Raw genomic sequence first — 16,386 nt, 5'->3', positions numbered from 1 at the left:
CGGTATTGCGGGCCGTCGGCGATGTCATGCACGGAGGTGTCTGATGAACCGGTCTCCCGATCGATTGAATCTCGATCATCTGAAGAAACAAGCCAAGGAATTGATCCGCCTGTATCGAAGCCGCGATGTGGCGGCGACGGCGCGGTTTCGGCAAGCGCTGCCGGCGGCGGCCGGCCGCAGCGACGGTGATATTGCGTCCCTCGAACTTCGCCTGCACGACGCGCAATCATGCATCGCGCGCGAGCACGGCTTCGCGTCCTGGCCTGACCTGAAACAATACGTCGAAGTGCAGATGGCAGCGCGCAACGAGCGCGTCGCTCGCGTCCTGCACTGGCTGCAATTGATCTATCGCGGCGATGTCAGCAACACGTCCGGCCGCACCAACCTGCGCGTCGGTTTGCGGATGCTGGCGGAAGATCCCGGACTGGTCGCCGGCGATCCCTACCTTGCCTGCGCCATCGGCGACGAAAGCGCATTGCGGCAGGCCACGCAGACCGATCCGTCATGGGTGAACCGGCCCGGCGGGCCGCTGCAGATGTCGCCGCTTTTTGCAGTCGCGCATTCAGGCCTGTTGCGCGTGGATGAATTTCGCGAGCGCCTGCACGGAAGCGCGCAATTGCTGATCGCGGCAGGTGCCGACGTCAATCAGCGCATCTACAGCCGCTGGCCGCCGGCGTCGCTTGAGAAACCCGACATGCGCTATCCACTCTCGACGCTCTATGGCGCCGCGGGAGCCAACCATGACCTTACCCTGACAAAGCTACTGCTCGACGCCGGCGCGGATCCCAATGATGGCGAGTCGCTCTACCACTCCCTCGAGAATCCGGCCTGCACCCGCCTGCTGCTGGAGCACGGCGCGCGCATCGCGGAAAGCAATGCGATCTATCGCTCGATCGACCTTGAGGACGACACCGCGCTGAAATTACTTCTGGCGCAGGGCGGCGACCCGAACGAGCCCTCGCGAAATGCACCGCTGACCGATTGGGGTTCGCCGCTCGCATGGGCCATCTACCGCCGCCGCCCCCGTCACGTGAAGGCCCTGCTGGATGCGGGCGCCGACCCTTCGCGCTCCACGCCGGAAGGCCTCAGCCCATACCGGCTAGCGTTGCAGTTCGGGCTTACCGAGGCTGCCGCGCTGCTGCGGGCGCAAACCGACGCGCCGGATATTTCCGACGATGAACGCTTTGTCGTCGCATGCGCGCGCGGTGACGAAGCCGAGGCACGTGCGGTGGCTTCGCAGCGCCCCGATCTGCCGGCCTCGCTGTCGCCGGCACAATTGCGACTGTTGCCCGATATGGCCGCGGCCGGCGCCGACGACGTCGTCAAGCTGATGGTCAGGCTCGGCTGGCCGATCGCGGTGCGCGGCGGCGACTGGGATGCATCCGCGCTCAACCTGGCGGTGTTCCGCGGCGATGCCGCGCTGACGCGCTTCCTGCTTGAACACGGCGCTGATTGGACCGAGCAGCATGGCCACGGCGACAATGCCTGCGGCACGCTGGGTTGGGCGTCCTGCAACGAACCGGTCGAAGGCGGCGACTGGCTCGGCTGCGCACGCGCCCTGCTCGATCACGGCATGCCGGGTGCGACGGCGATCCCCAACGATCCTGATTGGGTGCTGATCGCCGGCATGCGAAAACGCTTTTCCGACGAGGTCACCGAGGAGCTGCTGGGTCGCGGAGTTTGAACATTCTCCCCCTCTCCCCTTGTGGGAGAGGGTGGCTTCGCGAAGCGAAGAAGAGTGAGGGGTTGTCTCCGCGGATGGAGACCCCTCATCCGGCGCCGTAGCCGATGCGAAGCATCGGCGTTCTAAGAGACGGCGGCCAAAGGCCGCCTATGCCACCTTCTCCTACAAGGGGGAGAAGGGCTACTCGTCCACAAACGTCACCGTCTCGGCTACGCTCGCCCGCGACGTGCGGTAGCTGTTGACCTTGTGAGCGTGGTCGGCATAGCCGAAGGAAATGCCGCAGACCACGCGCCGATCATCCGCCAGATTGAAGTGACGCCGGATCAATCCGGAATGCCGCGCCAGCGCGGCCTGCGGAATGGTGCCGAGGCCGAGCGCCTGCGCCGCCAGCATGAAATTAGAGACATAGGCGCCGCAATCGACCGCGCCATAGATGCCGAGCGGCTCGTCGGTATGAATGATCGCGACATGCGGCGCGCCGAAGAAATTGTAGTTCTGCAGCGCCTGTTTGGCGTAGGCCATCTTGTCGCCGCGCGCGATGCCGAGCGTGTTGTAGAGCTGAAAGCCGCTCTCGCGGCGGCGTTCGAGATAGACGCCGAGATATTCGCGTGGCGGCGTGAAGTCATGATCGTCCTTGGCGCCGGAAGCGGCCTCGGCATAGATCGCCTTGCGGAAGCGCTCCTTGGCCTCACCGCTCGCGATCAGCACCTGCCAGGGCTGGCTGTTGCACCATGACGCCGTGCGCTGCGAAACCTTGAGGACATGCTCGATGGTCTCGCGCGGCACCTCTTGCGGCAGGAACGCGCGTACGGAGTATCGCTCGTTCAGGAGGTCTTCGAGCACGTCGATGCGGTCTTGTTGGTTCACGGCAGTATCCATGGCCTTGCTCGCTTTCGTGCCCCGGACGCAGCGCAGCGCAAAGCGGTGCGCTGCTGAGCCGGGGCCTACCACGTGGGTCCCGGCTCTGCGGAGCAGCGCTGCGCGCTGCGCCGCGTCCGGGACACGAGAAATCAACGCCCCTTAGCGAGAGATCAACGCCCCTTGGTCGGGATCTTGTTGAACGGCACGTCCTTGTCGACACGGATGTCGCCGGGGAGGCCGAGCACGCGCTCGGCGATGATGTTGCGCAGGATCTCGTCGGTACCACCGGCAATGCGCATCGAGGGCGAAGAGAGCAGCATCTGCTGGAACTGACCGCGCGCCATTTCCTCATCCGCGCCGGTGAGCGCGCCGGCCGCGCCCTGCAGATCCATTGCATAGGTCGCGATATCCTGCAGCATCGAACCCGACACCAGCTTGCCGATGGAGTTTTCCGGACCCGGCCGTTCGCCCTTCGACAGCGACGAAATCGCGCGATAGCTGGTGTATTTCAGCCCGCTCGCCTTAACCGCCCAGTTCGCGAGTTTTGAGCGCGTCGCGGGATCGTCGATCGCGAGCCCGTCATCGGTCATCAGGTTCGAGCAGAACTCGAACATTTCCGGAAAACCCGTCGCGAGCCGCGAGCCGATCGACATGCGCTCGTTCATCAGCGTGGTCAGCGACACGTTCCAGCCGTAGCCGACCGCACCAAGGCGCTGGCTGTCCGGGATCACCACGTCGGTGAAATAAACCTCGTTGAACTCCTGCATGCCGTTGGCCTGCTTGATCGGCCGTACCTCGACGCCCTTACTCTTCATGTCGAGGAAGAACATCGTCAGGCCCTTGTGCTTGGGCACGTTGGGATCGGTGCGCGTGATCAGCAGGCCGTAGTCGGAATAGTGCGCGCCCGAGGTCCAGATCTTCTGGCCGTTGACGATCCAGTTGTCGCCCTGCTTCTCCGCGCGCGTGCGCAGCCCCGCGACGTCAGAGCCGCCGGCGGGTTCGGAGAAGAGCTGACACCAGATGTGCTCGCCGGAAGCGAGTTTCGGCAAATAGTAGCGCTTATGCTCCTCGCTGCCGAACGCCATCACCGTCGGGCCGCACATGCCCTCGCCGATCTGGAACGGCTGCGTCAGCTTGCCGTAAACGCCCTCTTCCTGCTGCCAGATCACCTTCTCGATCGGGCTGGCGCCGCGGCCGCCATATTCTTTCGGCCAGTGCAGGCAGGCCCAGCCGCCCTCGGCCTTCTTCTTCTGCCAGGCCTTGCCGACATCGACGATATCTTCCTTCTCGAGCCGGATGCGGCCGAGCGAGGATTTTGAGAGCTCCGCCTCGTATTGCTTCGGCGCGTTGGCATCGATCCATTTGCGAGCCGTGGCTCGGAATTCGGCTTCCTGTGGCGTATCGTCGAAGTTCATTGCGGCTTTCTCCTTTGTCTCCGGAGACGTGCCCCGGACGCAGCGCAGCGCGGAAGCGGTGCGCTGCACAGCCGGGGCCCATCAAACTGGCATCGTGTGGGTCCCGGCTCTGCGGAGCGGCGTACCGGACGATGCTTCGCATCGCCGGGGGAACGCCGCACCGCGTCCGGGACACGTGATCTATCTTCCCTTGGTCGGGATCTGATTGAACGGCACGTCCTTGTCGACCCGGATGTCGCCGGGCAAGCCAAGCACGCGCTCGGCGATGATGTTGCGCATGATCTCGTCGGTGCCGCCTTCGACGCGGGTGCCCGGTGCGCGCAGCAGCATCGCCTGGAATTTGCCGGCAACTTCGGCGTCTTCCAGCCCGCTCAGCACGCCGGCAGCGCCCTGCAGGTCGAGCGCATACATCGCGACTTCCTGGACCATCGATCCCGCCACCAGCTTGCCGATGGAATTTTCCGGACCGGGACGCTCGCCCTTCGAGAGCGCCGAGATCGCGCGCATACTGGTGTATCTCAGGCCGCTGGCCTTCACCGCATAGTTCGCCAGCCTCGAACGAACGCTGCGATCCTCGATTGCAGGCCCATCTTCCAGCATCAGGCTGTTGCAGAACTCGAACAGTTCCGGAAAGCCTGTCGCCACGCCTGCTCCGATCGACATGCGCTCGTTCATTAGCGTGGTCAGCGAGACGTTCCAGCCGTCATTGACGGCGCCAAGCCGCTGCGAGTCCGGGATCTTCACGTCGGTAAAATAGACTTCGTTGAAGTCGGACTGGCCGCTGGCCTGCTTGATCGGCCGCACCTCAACGCCGGGGCTCTTCATGTCCAGGAAGAACATCGTGAGGCCCTTGTGCTTCGGCACATTGGGATCGGTGCGCGTGAGCAGGATACCGTAATCCGAATAGTGCGCGCCCGAGGTCCAGATCTTCTGGCCGTTGATGATCCAGTCGTCGCCCTTCTTCTCGGCACGAGTGCGAAGCCCTGCGACGTCGGAGCCGCCGGCGGGTTCGGAGAACAACTGACACCAGATCTTCTCGCCGGAAGCGAGCGGCGGCAGATATTTGCGTTTCTGCTCCTCGCCGGCATAGGCCATCATGGTCGGCCCGCACATGCCATGGCCGATGATGAACATGCCCGAGAGTTTGCCGAACGGCCCCTCTTCCTGCTGCCAGATCACCCGCTCGATCGGCGAGGCGCCGCGGCCGCCATATTCCTTCGGCCAGTGCAGGCAGGCCCACCCCGCTTCGGCCTTCTTCTTCTGCCAGGCCTTTGCGACCTCGAGAATGTTCGCGCCTTTCAGCACGGTGCGGCCGAGCGAGGACTTTCGAAGTTCTTCCTCATACTGCTTCGGCGCGTTGGCGGATATCCATGCGCGGGCCTCGGCGCGGAATGCGGCTTCCTGCGGAGTGTCGTCGAAGTTCATCGGTTTCGTCCTTCAAACTTGGCCCGTCGTCCCTGCGAAAGCAGGGACCCATAACCACCGGCCAAAATAGTAGTCCCGTCTCTCGCAACTTGATTCCAATCGAGGGGCCGCGGAGTATGGGTCCCCGCTTTCGCGGGGACGACGCCGGGTGAACCCTACGCCGCGTTCTTCTTGCGCATGCGATCGATCAACTGATCTTCCCAATACGACAGGCTGCCGAGCGTCAGCGCTGACGCGTTGGCGCGGCGGTAGTACATGTGGCAGTCGAATTCCCAGGTGAAACCCATGCCGCCGTGAACCTGGATGTTGTTCTTGGAGCAGTGCTGGAACGCCTGCGTCGCGCTGATGCGCGAAGCAGCGGCGGCTTCCGGCAATTCGGCGGCATTGGTCGAGAGCGCCCAGGCGCCGTAGTAGCAATTCGAGCGCGCCAGCGTCGCCGAGACGTACATGTCGGCGAGCATGTGCTTCACTGCCTGGAACGAGCCGATCGGCCGGCCGAAAGCGATACGGTCGAGCGCGTAGTCGCGGCCCATCTCGAGCGCGCGATCGGAGCCGCCGACCTGCTCGAACGCCAGCAGCACGGCGGCGCGGTCGAGCACTTGCGTGAGGATGCTCCAGCCATCGCCTGCCGCTCCAAGCGGTTCGGCTTTGGCTTTCGTGAAGGTGAGTTCGGCTTGCCCGCGGGTCGGATCGACGTTGGTCAACGGCTTCGCCTCGACGCCGCCGGCCTTGAGGTCGACCAGGAACAGCGAGATATCGGAATCGCGACCGGTTGAACCGGTCCGGGCAGCGACGACGGCGAAATCGGCAATTGCGCCATCCGGCACCGGCTTCTTGATGCCGTTGAGCGTGCCGCCGGAAGCCTGCAGCTTGATCGCCTTCGGCGACGGATTGCCCTTGCCTTCGAACAGCGCCAGCGTACCGATCGCCTCACCGGACGCGATCTTCGGCAGCCATTTCTGCTTCTGCGCGTCGGAGCCGGCCAGCAGCAGCGCCTCGGCGGCAAGATAGACCGTGGAGGAGAACGGCACCGGCGCATTCGCGCGGCCCATTTCTTCCGCGATCACGCAAAGCTCAAGATGGCCCGCGCCGGCGCCGCCGAACTGTTCGGGAATTGCGACGCCGAGAAAGCCCATTTCGGCGAGGCCTTTCCACAATTCCGTGTCATACGGCACCTTGCCGTCGAGCACCTCGCGCACGGCCTTCGGCGGGCACTTCTCAGTGAGAAATTTCCGCGCCGCGTCGCGCATCTGTTTTTGTTCGTCGGAGAAATCGAAGTTCATGGCGTGTTACTCGGGTTTTGTGTGAGGTGTATCTTTTTAGCTCGTCGTCCCCGCGTTCGCGGGACGACGATGAAGGGTGGTTTTCATTGCAGCACAATCACGTCCTCTCCCGGCTGATCAGCATAAAGCTTCTCCACCAGCGCGGCGCGGCGTTCGAGGCCGGCGCGCTGGTTGATGTAGCCCTTGTCGGTGAGTTCATTGCCGTCGATCGAGGGCGGCTCGGCCATCAGCATGGCGCGCGCAATCCGCATGCTGCTGCCGGTGGCGGAGGCGTTATGCGCCTCCAAGCCACGCTTCAGGCAGGCGATCACCTGGGGATGCTTGACCACCTGCTCAAACGTCGCATCGAGACTCCCCACGATCTGCCGGCAGGCGTGCAGATTGGGCCAGGCCAAAAGTCCGATGAACGGACGATCCTGCCCCGTGACCAGCGCGTCGTGCACCACCGGCGTCGCGGCCGCGATGGCATCGGTGCGCAATGAGCCGACATGGACGAAGGTGCCGGTCGTGAGCTTGAAGTCTTCAACCACGCGGCCGGCGAAGATGATGCCCTGCAGCGGATCCTTCTCATCGACGAACACGCCGGCGTCGCCGATGCAGTAAAAACCTTCCTCGTCGAACATCTTCTTCGTCAATTCAGGCTGGCCGAAATAGCCCGGCGTGACGTTGATGCCGCGCAGGCGCAATTCGTATTTGGAGCCGCACGGCACCATCTTCAGCTCGACGCCAGGAAACGGCAGGCCGATCAGGCCGACGCGCTCAGTGTCCCAATAGGTGCCGGTCGAGGTCGGCGCGGTCTCGGTCGAACCCCAGCCGGTGTAGAACACGATGCGCTCGCCGGTGGTCTTCACCGCCAGCGCCTGCATACGGTCGTAAAGATCGTCCGGCAGCCGCGCGCCGCCATAGGCCATCACGGTCAGGTTCTTGAAGAAGCTGCGGCACAGCGCGTCGTCCTTCTCCATCGCAGCAGCTAGCGCCGCGTAGCCGGCGGGGACGTTGGCGTAATAGGTCGGCGATATCTCGTGCAAATTGCGAATGGTCTCCTCGAACTGACCGGGCATCGGGCGGCCGTCGTCGATATAGAGCGTGCCGCCGTCGATCAGCGCCGGGTTGAACAGCGCATTGCCGCCCATGGTGTGATTCCAGGGCATCCAGTCGAGATAGGTAGAAACCGGCCCATTCGGGTCGCGCCGGCGCACCTGCATCATCATCGCCGCGTTGGCGCACATCATCTCCTGGGTGTTGATGACGGCCTTCGGCATGCCGGTCGAGCCCGAGGTGAACAAGAGCTTGCCGACGGTCTTCGGCGTGATCTTTGAAATCGAGTCTTCGACATCTTTGGTAGCCGGCGTTGCCGCGAGTTCGGCGAACGACACACTCTTGATACCTTCGCAGGGGCGCGCGACATGAACCACAGTGACGCCGGCCAGGTCGATCGCCCTGAGCGCCTTCTCAAAGGTCGGACCGTCCTGCACCATCACGACCGCAGGCTTGATCAGGCTGAAGAGATATTTGAGCTTGAGATGATCCTGGCTCATCAGCGAATAGGCCGGCGACACCGGCGCCGCCGGCAGCCGCGCCTGCATCGCGGCCTGCGTCATCAGTGCGTGCTCGATGGAGTTGCCCGATAGGATCGCGACGGGGCGGCCTGGTTCGAGGCCAAGGTTGAGCAGGCCCTGCGTCAGTCCGTCGACGACGCGCTTGGCTTCGCCGTAGGAGACTTTCCGCCATTGCCGCTCAGCGCCGCCGCGTTGCGCCAGCCAGGTACGCTCCGACGCTTCCCTCGCCCATTTCGAAAGCGACGCCGGAATGTGCTTCTCGTAGGGCTGCAGCGGAATGCGCGACTTCAGGATGATGACGCCATCGGGACGACGCTCGACCGCGATGTCGCGCGGCAACCATTCGATCTTGCGGAAGGCCGGCTTTGTCAGCACCTTTGCTGCACTCCCACTCATATTGCGTCTCCCGGAATTTTTGTCCTTTGCGGATCTTGTCGTCATCGCCTGATATAGACAGGCTTTCGCTTTTCGAGGAAGGCCCTGATGCCTTCGTTGAAATCTTCCGAGCGGCTGCACAACACCAGCGGTTGAGTCACGAGGCGCTCCGCATCACCGTCGTCCCGGCCAAGCGAAGCGCGAGCCGGGACCCATAACCACAGGTCTTCGTTGTTGCGCTACGCTGGGGACCCATCGCGCTTCAACGAGAGCGCTGTGGTTATGGGTCCCCGCGTTCGCGGGGACGACGACCGAGTTTGCCCTACCGCGGCGCCATGCGGATGGCGCCGTCGAGGCGGATGGTCTCGCCGTTGAGCATCGCGTTCTCGACGATGTGCACCGCGAGCGCGCCGTATTCGTCGGGCTCGCCAAGGCGGGCCGGATGCGGCACCTGGGCGCCCAGGCTCTTGCGGGCTTCCTCGTTCAGGCCCATCAGCAGCGGCGTGAAGAAGATGCCGGGGGCAATCGTGTTGACGCGGATCTTCAGGCTCGCGAGATCGCGTGCCGCCGGCAAAGTGAGGCCGACGATGCCGCCCTTGGAGGCGGAATAGGCGATCTGGCCGATCTGGCCTTCATAGGCCGCAACGGAAGCGGTGTTGACGACGACGCCGCGCTCTTCGCCGATGGGGGGCGCGGTGGCGAGCCGCTCGGCGAACAAGCGCAGCGCGTTGAAGGTGCCGATCAGGTTGACGTTGATGATGCGGACGAACTTTTCCAGCGGATAGACGCCGTCCTTGCCGACCACGCGCTGCGAGCCGCCGATGCCGGCGCAGTTCATCAGTACGCGCGCGACACCATGAGCGGCTTCCGCCTTGGCGATCGCCGCCTTCATCTGCTCCTCGCTGGTGACGTCGGCATGAAGGGCTACGCCCTTCACTTCGGCTGCGACCTTCTCGGCATTCTCCTTGTTCTGGTCGAGCACGCCGATCTTGGCGCCCTTCGCGGCCATGGCGCGGGCGGTCGCGGCCCCTAAGCCGGAGCCACCGCCGGTGATGAGAACGGCAACGTCTTTCAACTGCATTTTGAGAACCTTTCCTTGGGTGTTTTCTTCTCTAGTTGGCGAATAGCGAGCGGCGAATGGGTCTATTCGCTACTCGCTATTCGCCCCTTCCCTTCTTCCAGCATTCCGCCGCAGATCAGCGCTTCCATGTGCTTGATGTATTCGCGGCAGACCTCGTCGGTGACCGGACCGACCCCGGTCGCGCGCGACATCGCGTGGCGGCCGAAGAACAGGTGATCGCAGGCGCCGATCAGGCTGGTGTAAAACATGACCGGATCGACCTTGCGGAACTCGCCGGCCTTGATGCCTTCGGCGAGCAGACGGCGGTGAAAGTCGAGCAAGGGCGCGACAAAGAATTGCGAGACTTCGTCTGAGGCTTCCGCGCTGCTCTCGTGCAGGAGATAGTGGATCAGCCGGTTCATGTAGGGGAACTGGTGATAGGCGCGGATGATGCCGCCGATATGCAGGCGAAGCTTTGCCGTCGGCGAGATCGGCTGGCTGATCAGATATTCGAGTTGCGACATCTCGGTCGCGGCGTCCCTGGCCAGAAGCGCCAGCAACAGCCCGTCCTTGTTGCCGAAATGGTATTTCACCAGCGCGGCATTGACGCCCGACTTCTGCGCGATGTCGGACAGCGACACCTCGATCGAGGCGCGCTCGATCATCAGCTCGCTCGCCGCCACAAGCAGCTTCTCGGCGGTGGTGTTTTTGCCGCTCGGGAGCCTGGCCGGTACGCTGGTATTCAACGGTGATCCCATCACTGCTGAGGGGCGGGAAATCTGGCCGCACATAAGCGCATGCCGCGGCTGCACTCAAGAGTTAATTGATTGATTGACTAAATCCCGCAGCCCCCCTTAAATCCGGCCCATCTTTCCAAGCCACAAACAACATTCAGGGAGAACAGACATGGCCGAGGCCTATATCGTCGCCGCCGCACGCACTGCCGGTGGCCGCAAGGGCGGACGTCTCGCAGGCTGGCACCCGGCCGATCTCGCCGCTTCCGTGCTCAATTCGCTGGTCGACCGCACCAGCGTCGACCCGGCCCAGATCGAGGACGTGATCATGGGCTGCGTGATGCAGGCCGGCGAACAATCCAACAACATCGCGCGCAACGCGGTGATGGCCTCGAAGCTGCCTGAGAGCGTGCCCGCCACCTCGGTCGACCGGCAGTGCGGCTCGTCGCAGCAGGCGCTGCACTTTGCGGCGCAGGCAGTGATGGCCGGTTCGATGGATATCGTGATCGCCGCCGGCGTGGAATCGATGACGCGGGTGCCGATGGGGCTTGCTTCGTCGCTGCCGGCCAAGAACGGCTTTGGCCACTACAAGAGTCCAGGCATCGAGGCGAAATATCCGAACATCGTGTTCAGCCAGTTCACCGGCGCGGAAATGATGGCGGAGAAGTACGGGCTCTCCAAGGACCAACTCGACGAGTACTCCTACAACAGCCATCAGCGCGCGATTGCCGCGACGCAAGCCGGCAAGTTCAGGGATGAAATCATTCCGCTGCAGATCACCCGCGCCGACAACTCGACTGACACCCACCATATCGACGAGGGCATCCGCTTCGACGCCAGCCTCGACGGCATCAGGGGCGTCAAGCTGATTGCCGAGAACGGCAAGCACACCGCCGCCAGCGCCAGCCAGATCTGCGACGGCGCCTCCGGAGTGCTGGTGGTCAACGAGAAGGGCCTGAAGTCGCTCGGCGTCAAACCGTTGGCGCGCATCCATCACATGACCATGATGGGCGGCGATCCCGTGATCATGCTGGATGCGCCGCTGCACGCGACCAAGCGGGCGCTGGAAAAGGCCGGCATGTCGATCAATGACATCGACCTGTTCGAGGTCAACGAAGCCTTCGCGGCCGTGCCGGTGGCGTGGCTGAAGACGACGGGCGCCGATCCTGACAGGCTCAACGTCAATGGCGGCGCGATCGCGCTCGGCCATCCGCTCGGCGGCTCCGGCACCAAGCTGATGACCACGCTGGTCAATGCGCTGAAGCAGAACAACAAGCGCTACGGCCTGCAGACCATGTGCGAAGGCGGCGGCATGGCGAACGTGACGATCGTGGAGCGGCTGTAAGTAGCACGCCCTCAGGCGTCACAACAGCAAAGGTGTCGTCCCTGCGAATGCAGGGACCCATAACCACAAATGTTTGTGGTTGTACGTAGCTGGGGCTCCAGCTCGTTTCAATATTCAGAGCGGTGGTTATGGGCCCCTGCGTTCGCAGGGGCGACCACATTATTTTCGGGATTATGAATGACTCACCCCTCGATCCACGCCCGGAATACGCCGAACAAGATCGCCTACCAAATGGCCGGCACCGGCAAGGCGATCACCTATCGCGAGCTTGACGAGCTATCGAACCAGGGCGCGCAATTGTTCCGCAAGCTCGGCTTGAAGGCCGGCGACCACATCGCATTCCTGATGGAAAACCGCCTGGCGTTCATGGAGATCTGCTGGGCGGCACAACGCGCCGGGCTCTATTACACCGCGATCAGCCGCTATCTCACTGAGGAAGAGATCGCCTATATCGTGAACGATTGCGGCGCCAAGGTCTTCATCACCACGCCGCAATGTGCCGACAAGGTCAAGGGCCTGATCAAGGGCGAACCCGGCGAGCCGCTGTTCTTCATGGTTGACGAGCCGGCGCCCGGCTTCCGTTCCTTCGACAAGGAAGCGATTGCGATGCCTGTGACGCCGATTGCAGACGAGGTCGCCGGCTATGACATGCTGTATTCGTCCGGCACCACCGGCCGGCCCAAGGGCATCAAGAAGGAGTTCGAGGGCAAGGCGATCGACGTGCCGAACCCGCTGTTGAAAATTCTCTGCGCCGACATGTGCGGCATGTCGTCCGACAGCATCTATCTGTCGCCGGCGCCGCTCTATCACGCAGCTCCCCTGCGCTTCAACATGATCGCGATCACGCTCGGCGGCACCTCCATCATCATGGAGCACTTCGACGCCGAGGAATTCTTAAAGCTTGTCGAGAAGTACAAGGTCACGCAGTCGCAGCTCGTGCCGACCATGTTCGTGCGGATGCTGAAATTGCCGGACGAGGTGCGCGCGGCTTACGACGTCTCGACGCTGAAAGGCGCGATCCACGCCGCCGCGCCCTGCCCGGTCGACGTGAAAGCGAAAATGATCGAGTGGTGGGGGCCGATCCTGATCGAATATTACGCCGGCTCCGAAGGCAACGGCGTCACCGTTTCAACTTCGCAGCAATGGCTGACCCACCGCGGCACCGTCGGCCGCGCCGTGGTCGGCAAGGTTAAAATCCTCGACGAGAATGACGAGGAGAGACCGACCGGCGAAATCGGCACGGTCTATTTCGCCGACGCGCCTGTTTTCACCTATCACAACGATCCCGAGAAGACCAAGAAGGCCTACAACGCCAAGGGCTGGTCGACGCTCGGCGACGTCGGCTACCTCGACGAGGAAGGCTATCTCTATCTCACCGACCGCAAGAGCTACATGATCATCTCCGGCGGGGTGAACATCTACCCGCAGGAGACCGAGGACATCCTGATCACCCATCCTGCCGTCTCCGACGTCGCCGTGTTCGGCGTGCCCAACGATGAAATGGGCGAGGAGGTCAAGGCCGTGGTGCAGCCGCACGACATGGCAAAAGCCGGCAGGGATCTCGAGGCCGAACTGATCGCGTTCTGCCGAAAACATCTGTCGCCGATCAAGTGCCCCAGGAGCATCGACTTCGAAGCCGAGTTGCCGCGCACGCCGACGGGAAAATTGGTGAAGCGCCACCTGCGCGACAAATATTGGCCGAAGCCGGTGAAAGCGTAATCTCTCCATTGTCGTCCCTGCGAACGCAGGGACCTATAACCGCCGCTGTTGATCGCTTTACAAAGCTGGGGCCACAGCCTTTTATCGCGGCGAACATTTGTGGTTATGGGTCCCGGATCGCGCTCGCTACGCTCACTTGTCCGGGACGACAAGGGAGTGCGCCAGATGAACAAAACAACTTCCCTCCCCGAAATCCCCCTCCCCTCCACCATCCGCTCCCGCTACGTCGATGGCATCAACGGCCTCCGCATGCACGTGCTAGAGGCCGGCTTCGAGACACCCGGCCGTCCGTGCCTCCTGCTCCTGCACGGCTTTCCCGAACTCGCCTATTCCTGGCGCAAGGTGATGCCGGTTCTCGCCGGCGCGGGCTATCACGTGATCGCGCCGGACCAGCGCGGCTATGGCCGCACCACCGGATGGAATCCGGACTATAACGGCGACCTCGCCTCGTTCCGCCTCACCAATCTGGTGCGCGACGCGCTGGGGCTGGTGTCGGCGTTCGGCTACGCAAGCGTCGATGCCGTGATCGGACATGATTTCGGCTCGTCGGTCGCGGCCTGGTGCGCGCTGATACGGCCCGACGTGTTTCGCTCGGTCGTCATGATGAGCGCACCGTTCGGCGGACCTCCATCGCTGCCGTTCAACACCGTGCACGAGCCCGCCAAGCCGGCCGATGATCCCATTCACCGCGAGCTCGCTGCGCTGCCACGCCCGCGAAAACATTACCAATGGTATTACTCGACGCGCGAGGCGAACAACGACATGCACCGCGCGCCGCAGGGCGTCCATGATTTCCTGCGTGCCTATTACCACCACAAGAGCGCCGACTGGAAAGCCAACCAGCCCTACCCGCTGAAATCCTGGAGCGCAGACGAGATCGCAAAGCTGCCGACTTATTATGTGATGGACCTCGCCAACGGCATGGCGGCCACCGTTGCCGAGGAAATGCCGTCGGCCGCCGAAATCGCCGCCAACAAATGGCTGCCGGACAATGAGCTTGCCTTCTACAGCGCCGAGTACCAGCGCAACGGATTCCAGGGCGGGCTGCAGTGGTATCGCTGCGGCACCTCCGGCGCGTTTGTGCCGGAATTGCAGATATGGTCCGGCCGCACCATCGACGTGCCGTCCGCTTTCATCTCGGGCAAGCAGGACTGGGGCACCTATCAGCGCCCCGGCGTCTATGAGGCGATGCAGTCGCGAGCCTGCACCAACATGACCGGCTGCCATCTTGTCGACGGCGCCGGCCACTGGGTGCAGCAGGAGCAGCCCGGCGAAGTGAGCCGGTTATTGATGCAATTCCTGCAACAAGCAGAGGACAACGCAGGGACAAAGGCGAGCCAGTAACGTACCGGCAAGAGACGACCGCCGCTGTACAGCTATTGCTCTTGCCGCACGCACCCAAACTGCGCATCATCCGCGCCGTATTCGGAAACAGAGCGGAGCGTACGCCTTGGCCAAATCGCAATGGAGTTTCAAGACCGCCGTTGAACTATCGGCCGCGCTTGCCGCAAGGAAAGTCTCCGCGGTTGAACTGGCCGAGGACGCGATCGGCCGGATCGAGCGGCACGATGCGAAGATCAACGCGATTTGCGTGCGCGATTTCGAACGCGGCCTTGCCGCCGCCCGCGCGGCCGACGCCGAACTTGCGCGCGGCGTGAAGAAGCCACTGCTCGGCCTCCCGCTGACCGTGAAGGAATCCTACAATATCGCGGGGCTGCCGACGACGTGGGGCATTGCGGCGCAAAAGGATTTCACGCCGACGGAGGATGCGCTGTCGATCTCGCGCGTCAAAGACGCCGGCGGTGTGATCCTTGCGAAAACCAACGTGCCGCTCAACCTCGCGGACTGGCAGAGCTACAACGACATCTACGGCACCACCAATAACCCTTATGATCTCGGCCGCACGCCGGGTGGCTCGTCCGGCGGCTCCTCGGCCGCGCTCGCGGCCGGCTATGGCCCGCTATCGCTCGGCTCCGACATCGGCGGTTCGCTGCGCGTGCCGGCGTTCCATTGCGGCGTCTATGCACACAAGCCGACCTTTGCGCTGGTGCCGGGGCGTGGCCACACCCCGCCGCCATTCGAGCCGCTGCCGCTCGACCGCGACCTTGCCGTGATCGGCCCGATGGCACGCAGCGTCGCCGATCTCTCGCTGCTGCTCGACACCATCGCCGGTCCCGATCCGCTGGAGGCCGGCAAGGGTTACAAACTTGCCCTGCCGCCGCCGCGCCACGGCGCGCTGAAAGATTTTCGCGTGTTGGTGGTTGATACCGACCCGGTCATGCCGACCGACGAGGTGGTGCGCGGCACGATCCACAAGCTCGCCGCCAACCTCGAAAAGGCCGGCACCAAGGTCGATCGCAACAGCCCGTTGCTGCCAAACTTTTCCGAGACGTCCCGGCTCTACATGCGGATGCTGATGTCGTTCCTCGCCGCTTCCTTCCCGCCGGAAATCTATGCCGGCGCGCAGGCCGCCGCCGCCGCGCTACCGCCGAGCGATGTAAGCCTTGCTGCCGAACGCCTGCGGGGCATGGCGCAAAGCCACCGCAACTGGTTGATGGACGACGTCGCGCGTGCGCGCCTGCGGGCGCAATGGCGCGAACTGTTCAAGACCTATGATGCTGTGATCTGTCCGATCATGCCGACCCCGGCCTATCCGCACGACCATTCCGTCGATCAGGAAAAACGTCGCATCGAGATCGACGGCAACGAGCACGTCTATCCCGATCAGCTTTCGTGGCCGGGCATCGCCACCCTACCCGGCTTGCCCGCGACCGCGATCCCGACCGGCCTTTCGCCGGACGGATTGCCGGTCGGTGTGCAGATCGTCGGGCCGTGGCTGGAGGATCGCACAACGCTGAAGCTGGCGGAACTGATCGAGCGCGAATTCGGCGGCTTCAAGCCGCCGCCGATGTTTGATGATTGAAGA

Annotated in this window: 12 protein-coding genes and 1 pseudogene; 5 read left to right on the top strand and 8 right to left on the bottom strand. The window is 63.4% G+C overall.

The window, feature by feature from the left end:
* The first annotated feature begins 43 nt into the window (after positions 1-43).
* Positions 44-1,684 (top strand): ankyrin repeat domain-containing protein, encoded by a 1,641-nt coding sequence (locus tag V1278_RS06170; RefSeq protein ID WP_334380032.1) that lies wholly within the window; start codon positions 44-46, stop codon positions 1,682-1,684.
* A gap of 180 nt (positions 1,685-1,864) precedes the next feature.
* On the opposite strand, the gene V1278_RS06165 is transcribed toward V1278_RS06170, so the two are convergent.
* The 8 genes and pseudogenes from V1278_RS06165 to V1278_RS06130 all read right to left on the bottom strand — a co-directional run bounded on the left by V1278_RS06165 (position 1,865) and on the right by V1278_RS06130 (position 10,420).
* Complete coding sequence (locus tag V1278_RS06165; RefSeq protein WP_334380031.1) at positions 1,865-2,563, bottom strand: nitroreductase; 699 nt, start codon at positions 2,561-2,563, stop codon at positions 1,865-1,867.
* A 152-nt stretch (positions 2,564-2,715) separates the two neighbouring features.
* Complete coding sequence (locus V1278_RS06160) at positions 2,716-3,960, bottom strand: acyl-CoA dehydrogenase (protein WP_334380030.1); 1,245 nt, start codon at positions 3,958-3,960, stop codon at positions 2,716-2,718.
* A 180-nt stretch (positions 3,961-4,140) separates the two neighbouring features.
* A complete protein-coding gene (locus V1278_RS06155) occupies positions 4,141-5,385 on the bottom strand; it encodes an acyl-CoA dehydrogenase (RefSeq protein WP_334380029.1) in 1,245 nt (414 codons plus the stop codon).
* A 155-nt stretch (positions 5,386-5,540) separates the two neighbouring features.
* Entirely contained in the window at positions 5,541-6,668 is a 1,128-nt protein-coding gene (locus tag V1278_RS06150; RefSeq protein WP_334380028.1) for an acyl-CoA dehydrogenase family protein, read from the bottom strand.
* An 83-nt stretch (positions 6,669-6,751) separates the two neighbouring features.
* Entirely contained in the window at positions 6,752-8,623 is a 1,872-nt protein-coding gene (locus V1278_RS06145; RefSeq protein WP_334380027.1) for an AMP-binding protein, read from the bottom strand.
* A 41-nt stretch (positions 8,624-8,664) separates the two neighbouring features.
* Positions 8,665-8,748 (bottom strand): annotated as a pseudogene (locus V1278_RS06140) (enoyl-CoA hydratase/isomerase family protein); the annotation flags it as partial.
* Positions 8,749-8,924: 176 nt separating this feature from the next.
* The gene (locus V1278_RS06135; protein WP_334380026.1) at positions 8,925-9,683 is read right to left on the bottom strand and encodes an SDR family NAD(P)-dependent oxidoreductase; all 759 of its coding nucleotides are present in this window, start codon (positions 9,681-9,683) and stop codon (positions 8,925-8,927) included.
* Between the two features lie 62 nt (positions 9,684-9,745).
* Positions 9,746-10,420, bottom strand: a complete 675-nt coding sequence (locus V1278_RS06130) for a TetR family transcriptional regulator (protein ID WP_334380025.1) — start codon at positions 10,418-10,420, stop codon at positions 9,746-9,748.
* Positions 10,421-10,568: 148 nt separating this feature from the next.
* Between V1278_RS06130 and V1278_RS06125 the strand changes: the two genes are divergently transcribed.
* The 4 genes from V1278_RS06125 to V1278_RS06110 all read left to right on the top strand — a co-directional run bounded on the left by V1278_RS06125 (position 10,569) and on the right by V1278_RS06110 (position 16,383).
* The gene (locus V1278_RS06125; protein WP_334380024.1) at positions 10,569-11,741 is read left to right on the top strand and encodes an acetyl-CoA C-acetyltransferase; all 1,173 of its coding nucleotides are present in this window, start codon (positions 10,569-10,571) and stop codon (positions 11,739-11,741) included.
* Positions 11,742-11,918: 177 nt separating this feature from the next.
* Positions 11,919-13,460, top strand: coding sequence for an acyl-CoA synthetase (locus V1278_RS06120; protein WP_334380023.1), 1,542 nt, complete (start codon positions 11,919-11,921; stop codon positions 13,458-13,460).
* Positions 13,461-13,625: 165 nt separating this feature from the next.
* Positions 13,626-14,804: an alpha/beta fold hydrolase gene (locus V1278_RS06115; RefSeq protein WP_334365287.1), complete on the top strand. Its 1,179-nt coding sequence runs from the start codon at positions 13,626-13,628 to the stop codon at positions 14,802-14,804.
* Between the two features lie 106 nt (positions 14,805-14,910).
* On the top strand, positions 14,911-16,383 hold the full coding sequence (locus V1278_RS06110) for an amidase (protein WP_334380022.1): 1,473 nt from the start codon (positions 14,911-14,913) through the stop codon (positions 16,381-16,383).
* Positions 16,384-16,386: the final 3 nt, after the last annotated feature.

It is taken from the genome of Bradyrhizobium sp. AZCC 1577 (genome assembly GCF_036924575.1).
In the GTDB taxonomy this organism is placed as follows: Bacteria; Pseudomonadota; Alphaproteobacteria; order Rhizobiales; family Xanthobacteraceae; genus Bradyrhizobium.
Note: the sequence above shows the minus strand (reverse complement) of the source record. Positions and strands in the feature narration are given on the sequence as shown.

What these genes read in the sequence shown, in the direction of transcription:
- V1278_RS06170 (WP_334380032.1), top strand. Translation starts at nt 44, where the DNA reads ATGAACCGGTCTCCCGATCGATTGAATCTCGATCATCTGAAGAAACAA.
- V1278_RS06165 (WP_334380031.1), bottom strand. Translation starts at nt 2,563, where the DNA reads ATGGATACTGCCGTGAACCAACAAGACCGCATCGACGTGCTCGAAGAC.
- V1278_RS06160 (WP_334380030.1), bottom strand. Translation starts at nt 3,960, where the DNA reads ATGAACTTCGACGATACGCCACAGGAAGCCGAATTCCGAGCCACGGCT.
- V1278_RS06155 (WP_334380029.1), bottom strand. Translation starts at nt 5,385, where the DNA reads ATGAACTTCGACGACACTCCGCAGGAAGCCGCATTCCGCGCCGAGGCC.
- V1278_RS06150 (WP_334380028.1), bottom strand. Translation starts at nt 6,668, where the DNA reads ATGAACTTCGATTTCTCCGACGAACAAAAACAGATGCGCGACGCGGCG.
- V1278_RS06145 (WP_334380027.1), bottom strand. Translation starts at nt 8,623, where the DNA reads ATGAGTGGGAGTGCAGCAAAGGTGCTGACAAAGCCGGCCTTCCGCAAG.
- V1278_RS06135 (WP_334380026.1), bottom strand. Translation starts at nt 9,683, where the DNA reads ATGCAGTTGAAAGACGTTGCCGTTCTCATCACCGGCGGTGGCTCCGGC.
- V1278_RS06130 (WP_334380025.1), bottom strand. Translation starts at nt 10,420, where the DNA reads ATGGGATCACCGTTGAATACCAGCGTACCGGCCAGGCTCCCGAGCGGC.
- V1278_RS06125 (WP_334380024.1), top strand. Translation starts at nt 10,569, where the DNA reads ATGGCCGAGGCCTATATCGTCGCCGCCGCACGCACTGCCGGTGGCCGC.
- V1278_RS06120 (WP_334380023.1), top strand. Translation starts at nt 11,919, where the DNA reads ATGACTCACCCCTCGATCCACGCCCGGAATACGCCGAACAAGATCGCC.
- V1278_RS06115 (WP_334365287.1), top strand. Translation starts at nt 13,626, where the DNA reads ATGAACAAAACAACTTCCCTCCCCGAAATCCCCCTCCCCTCCACCATC.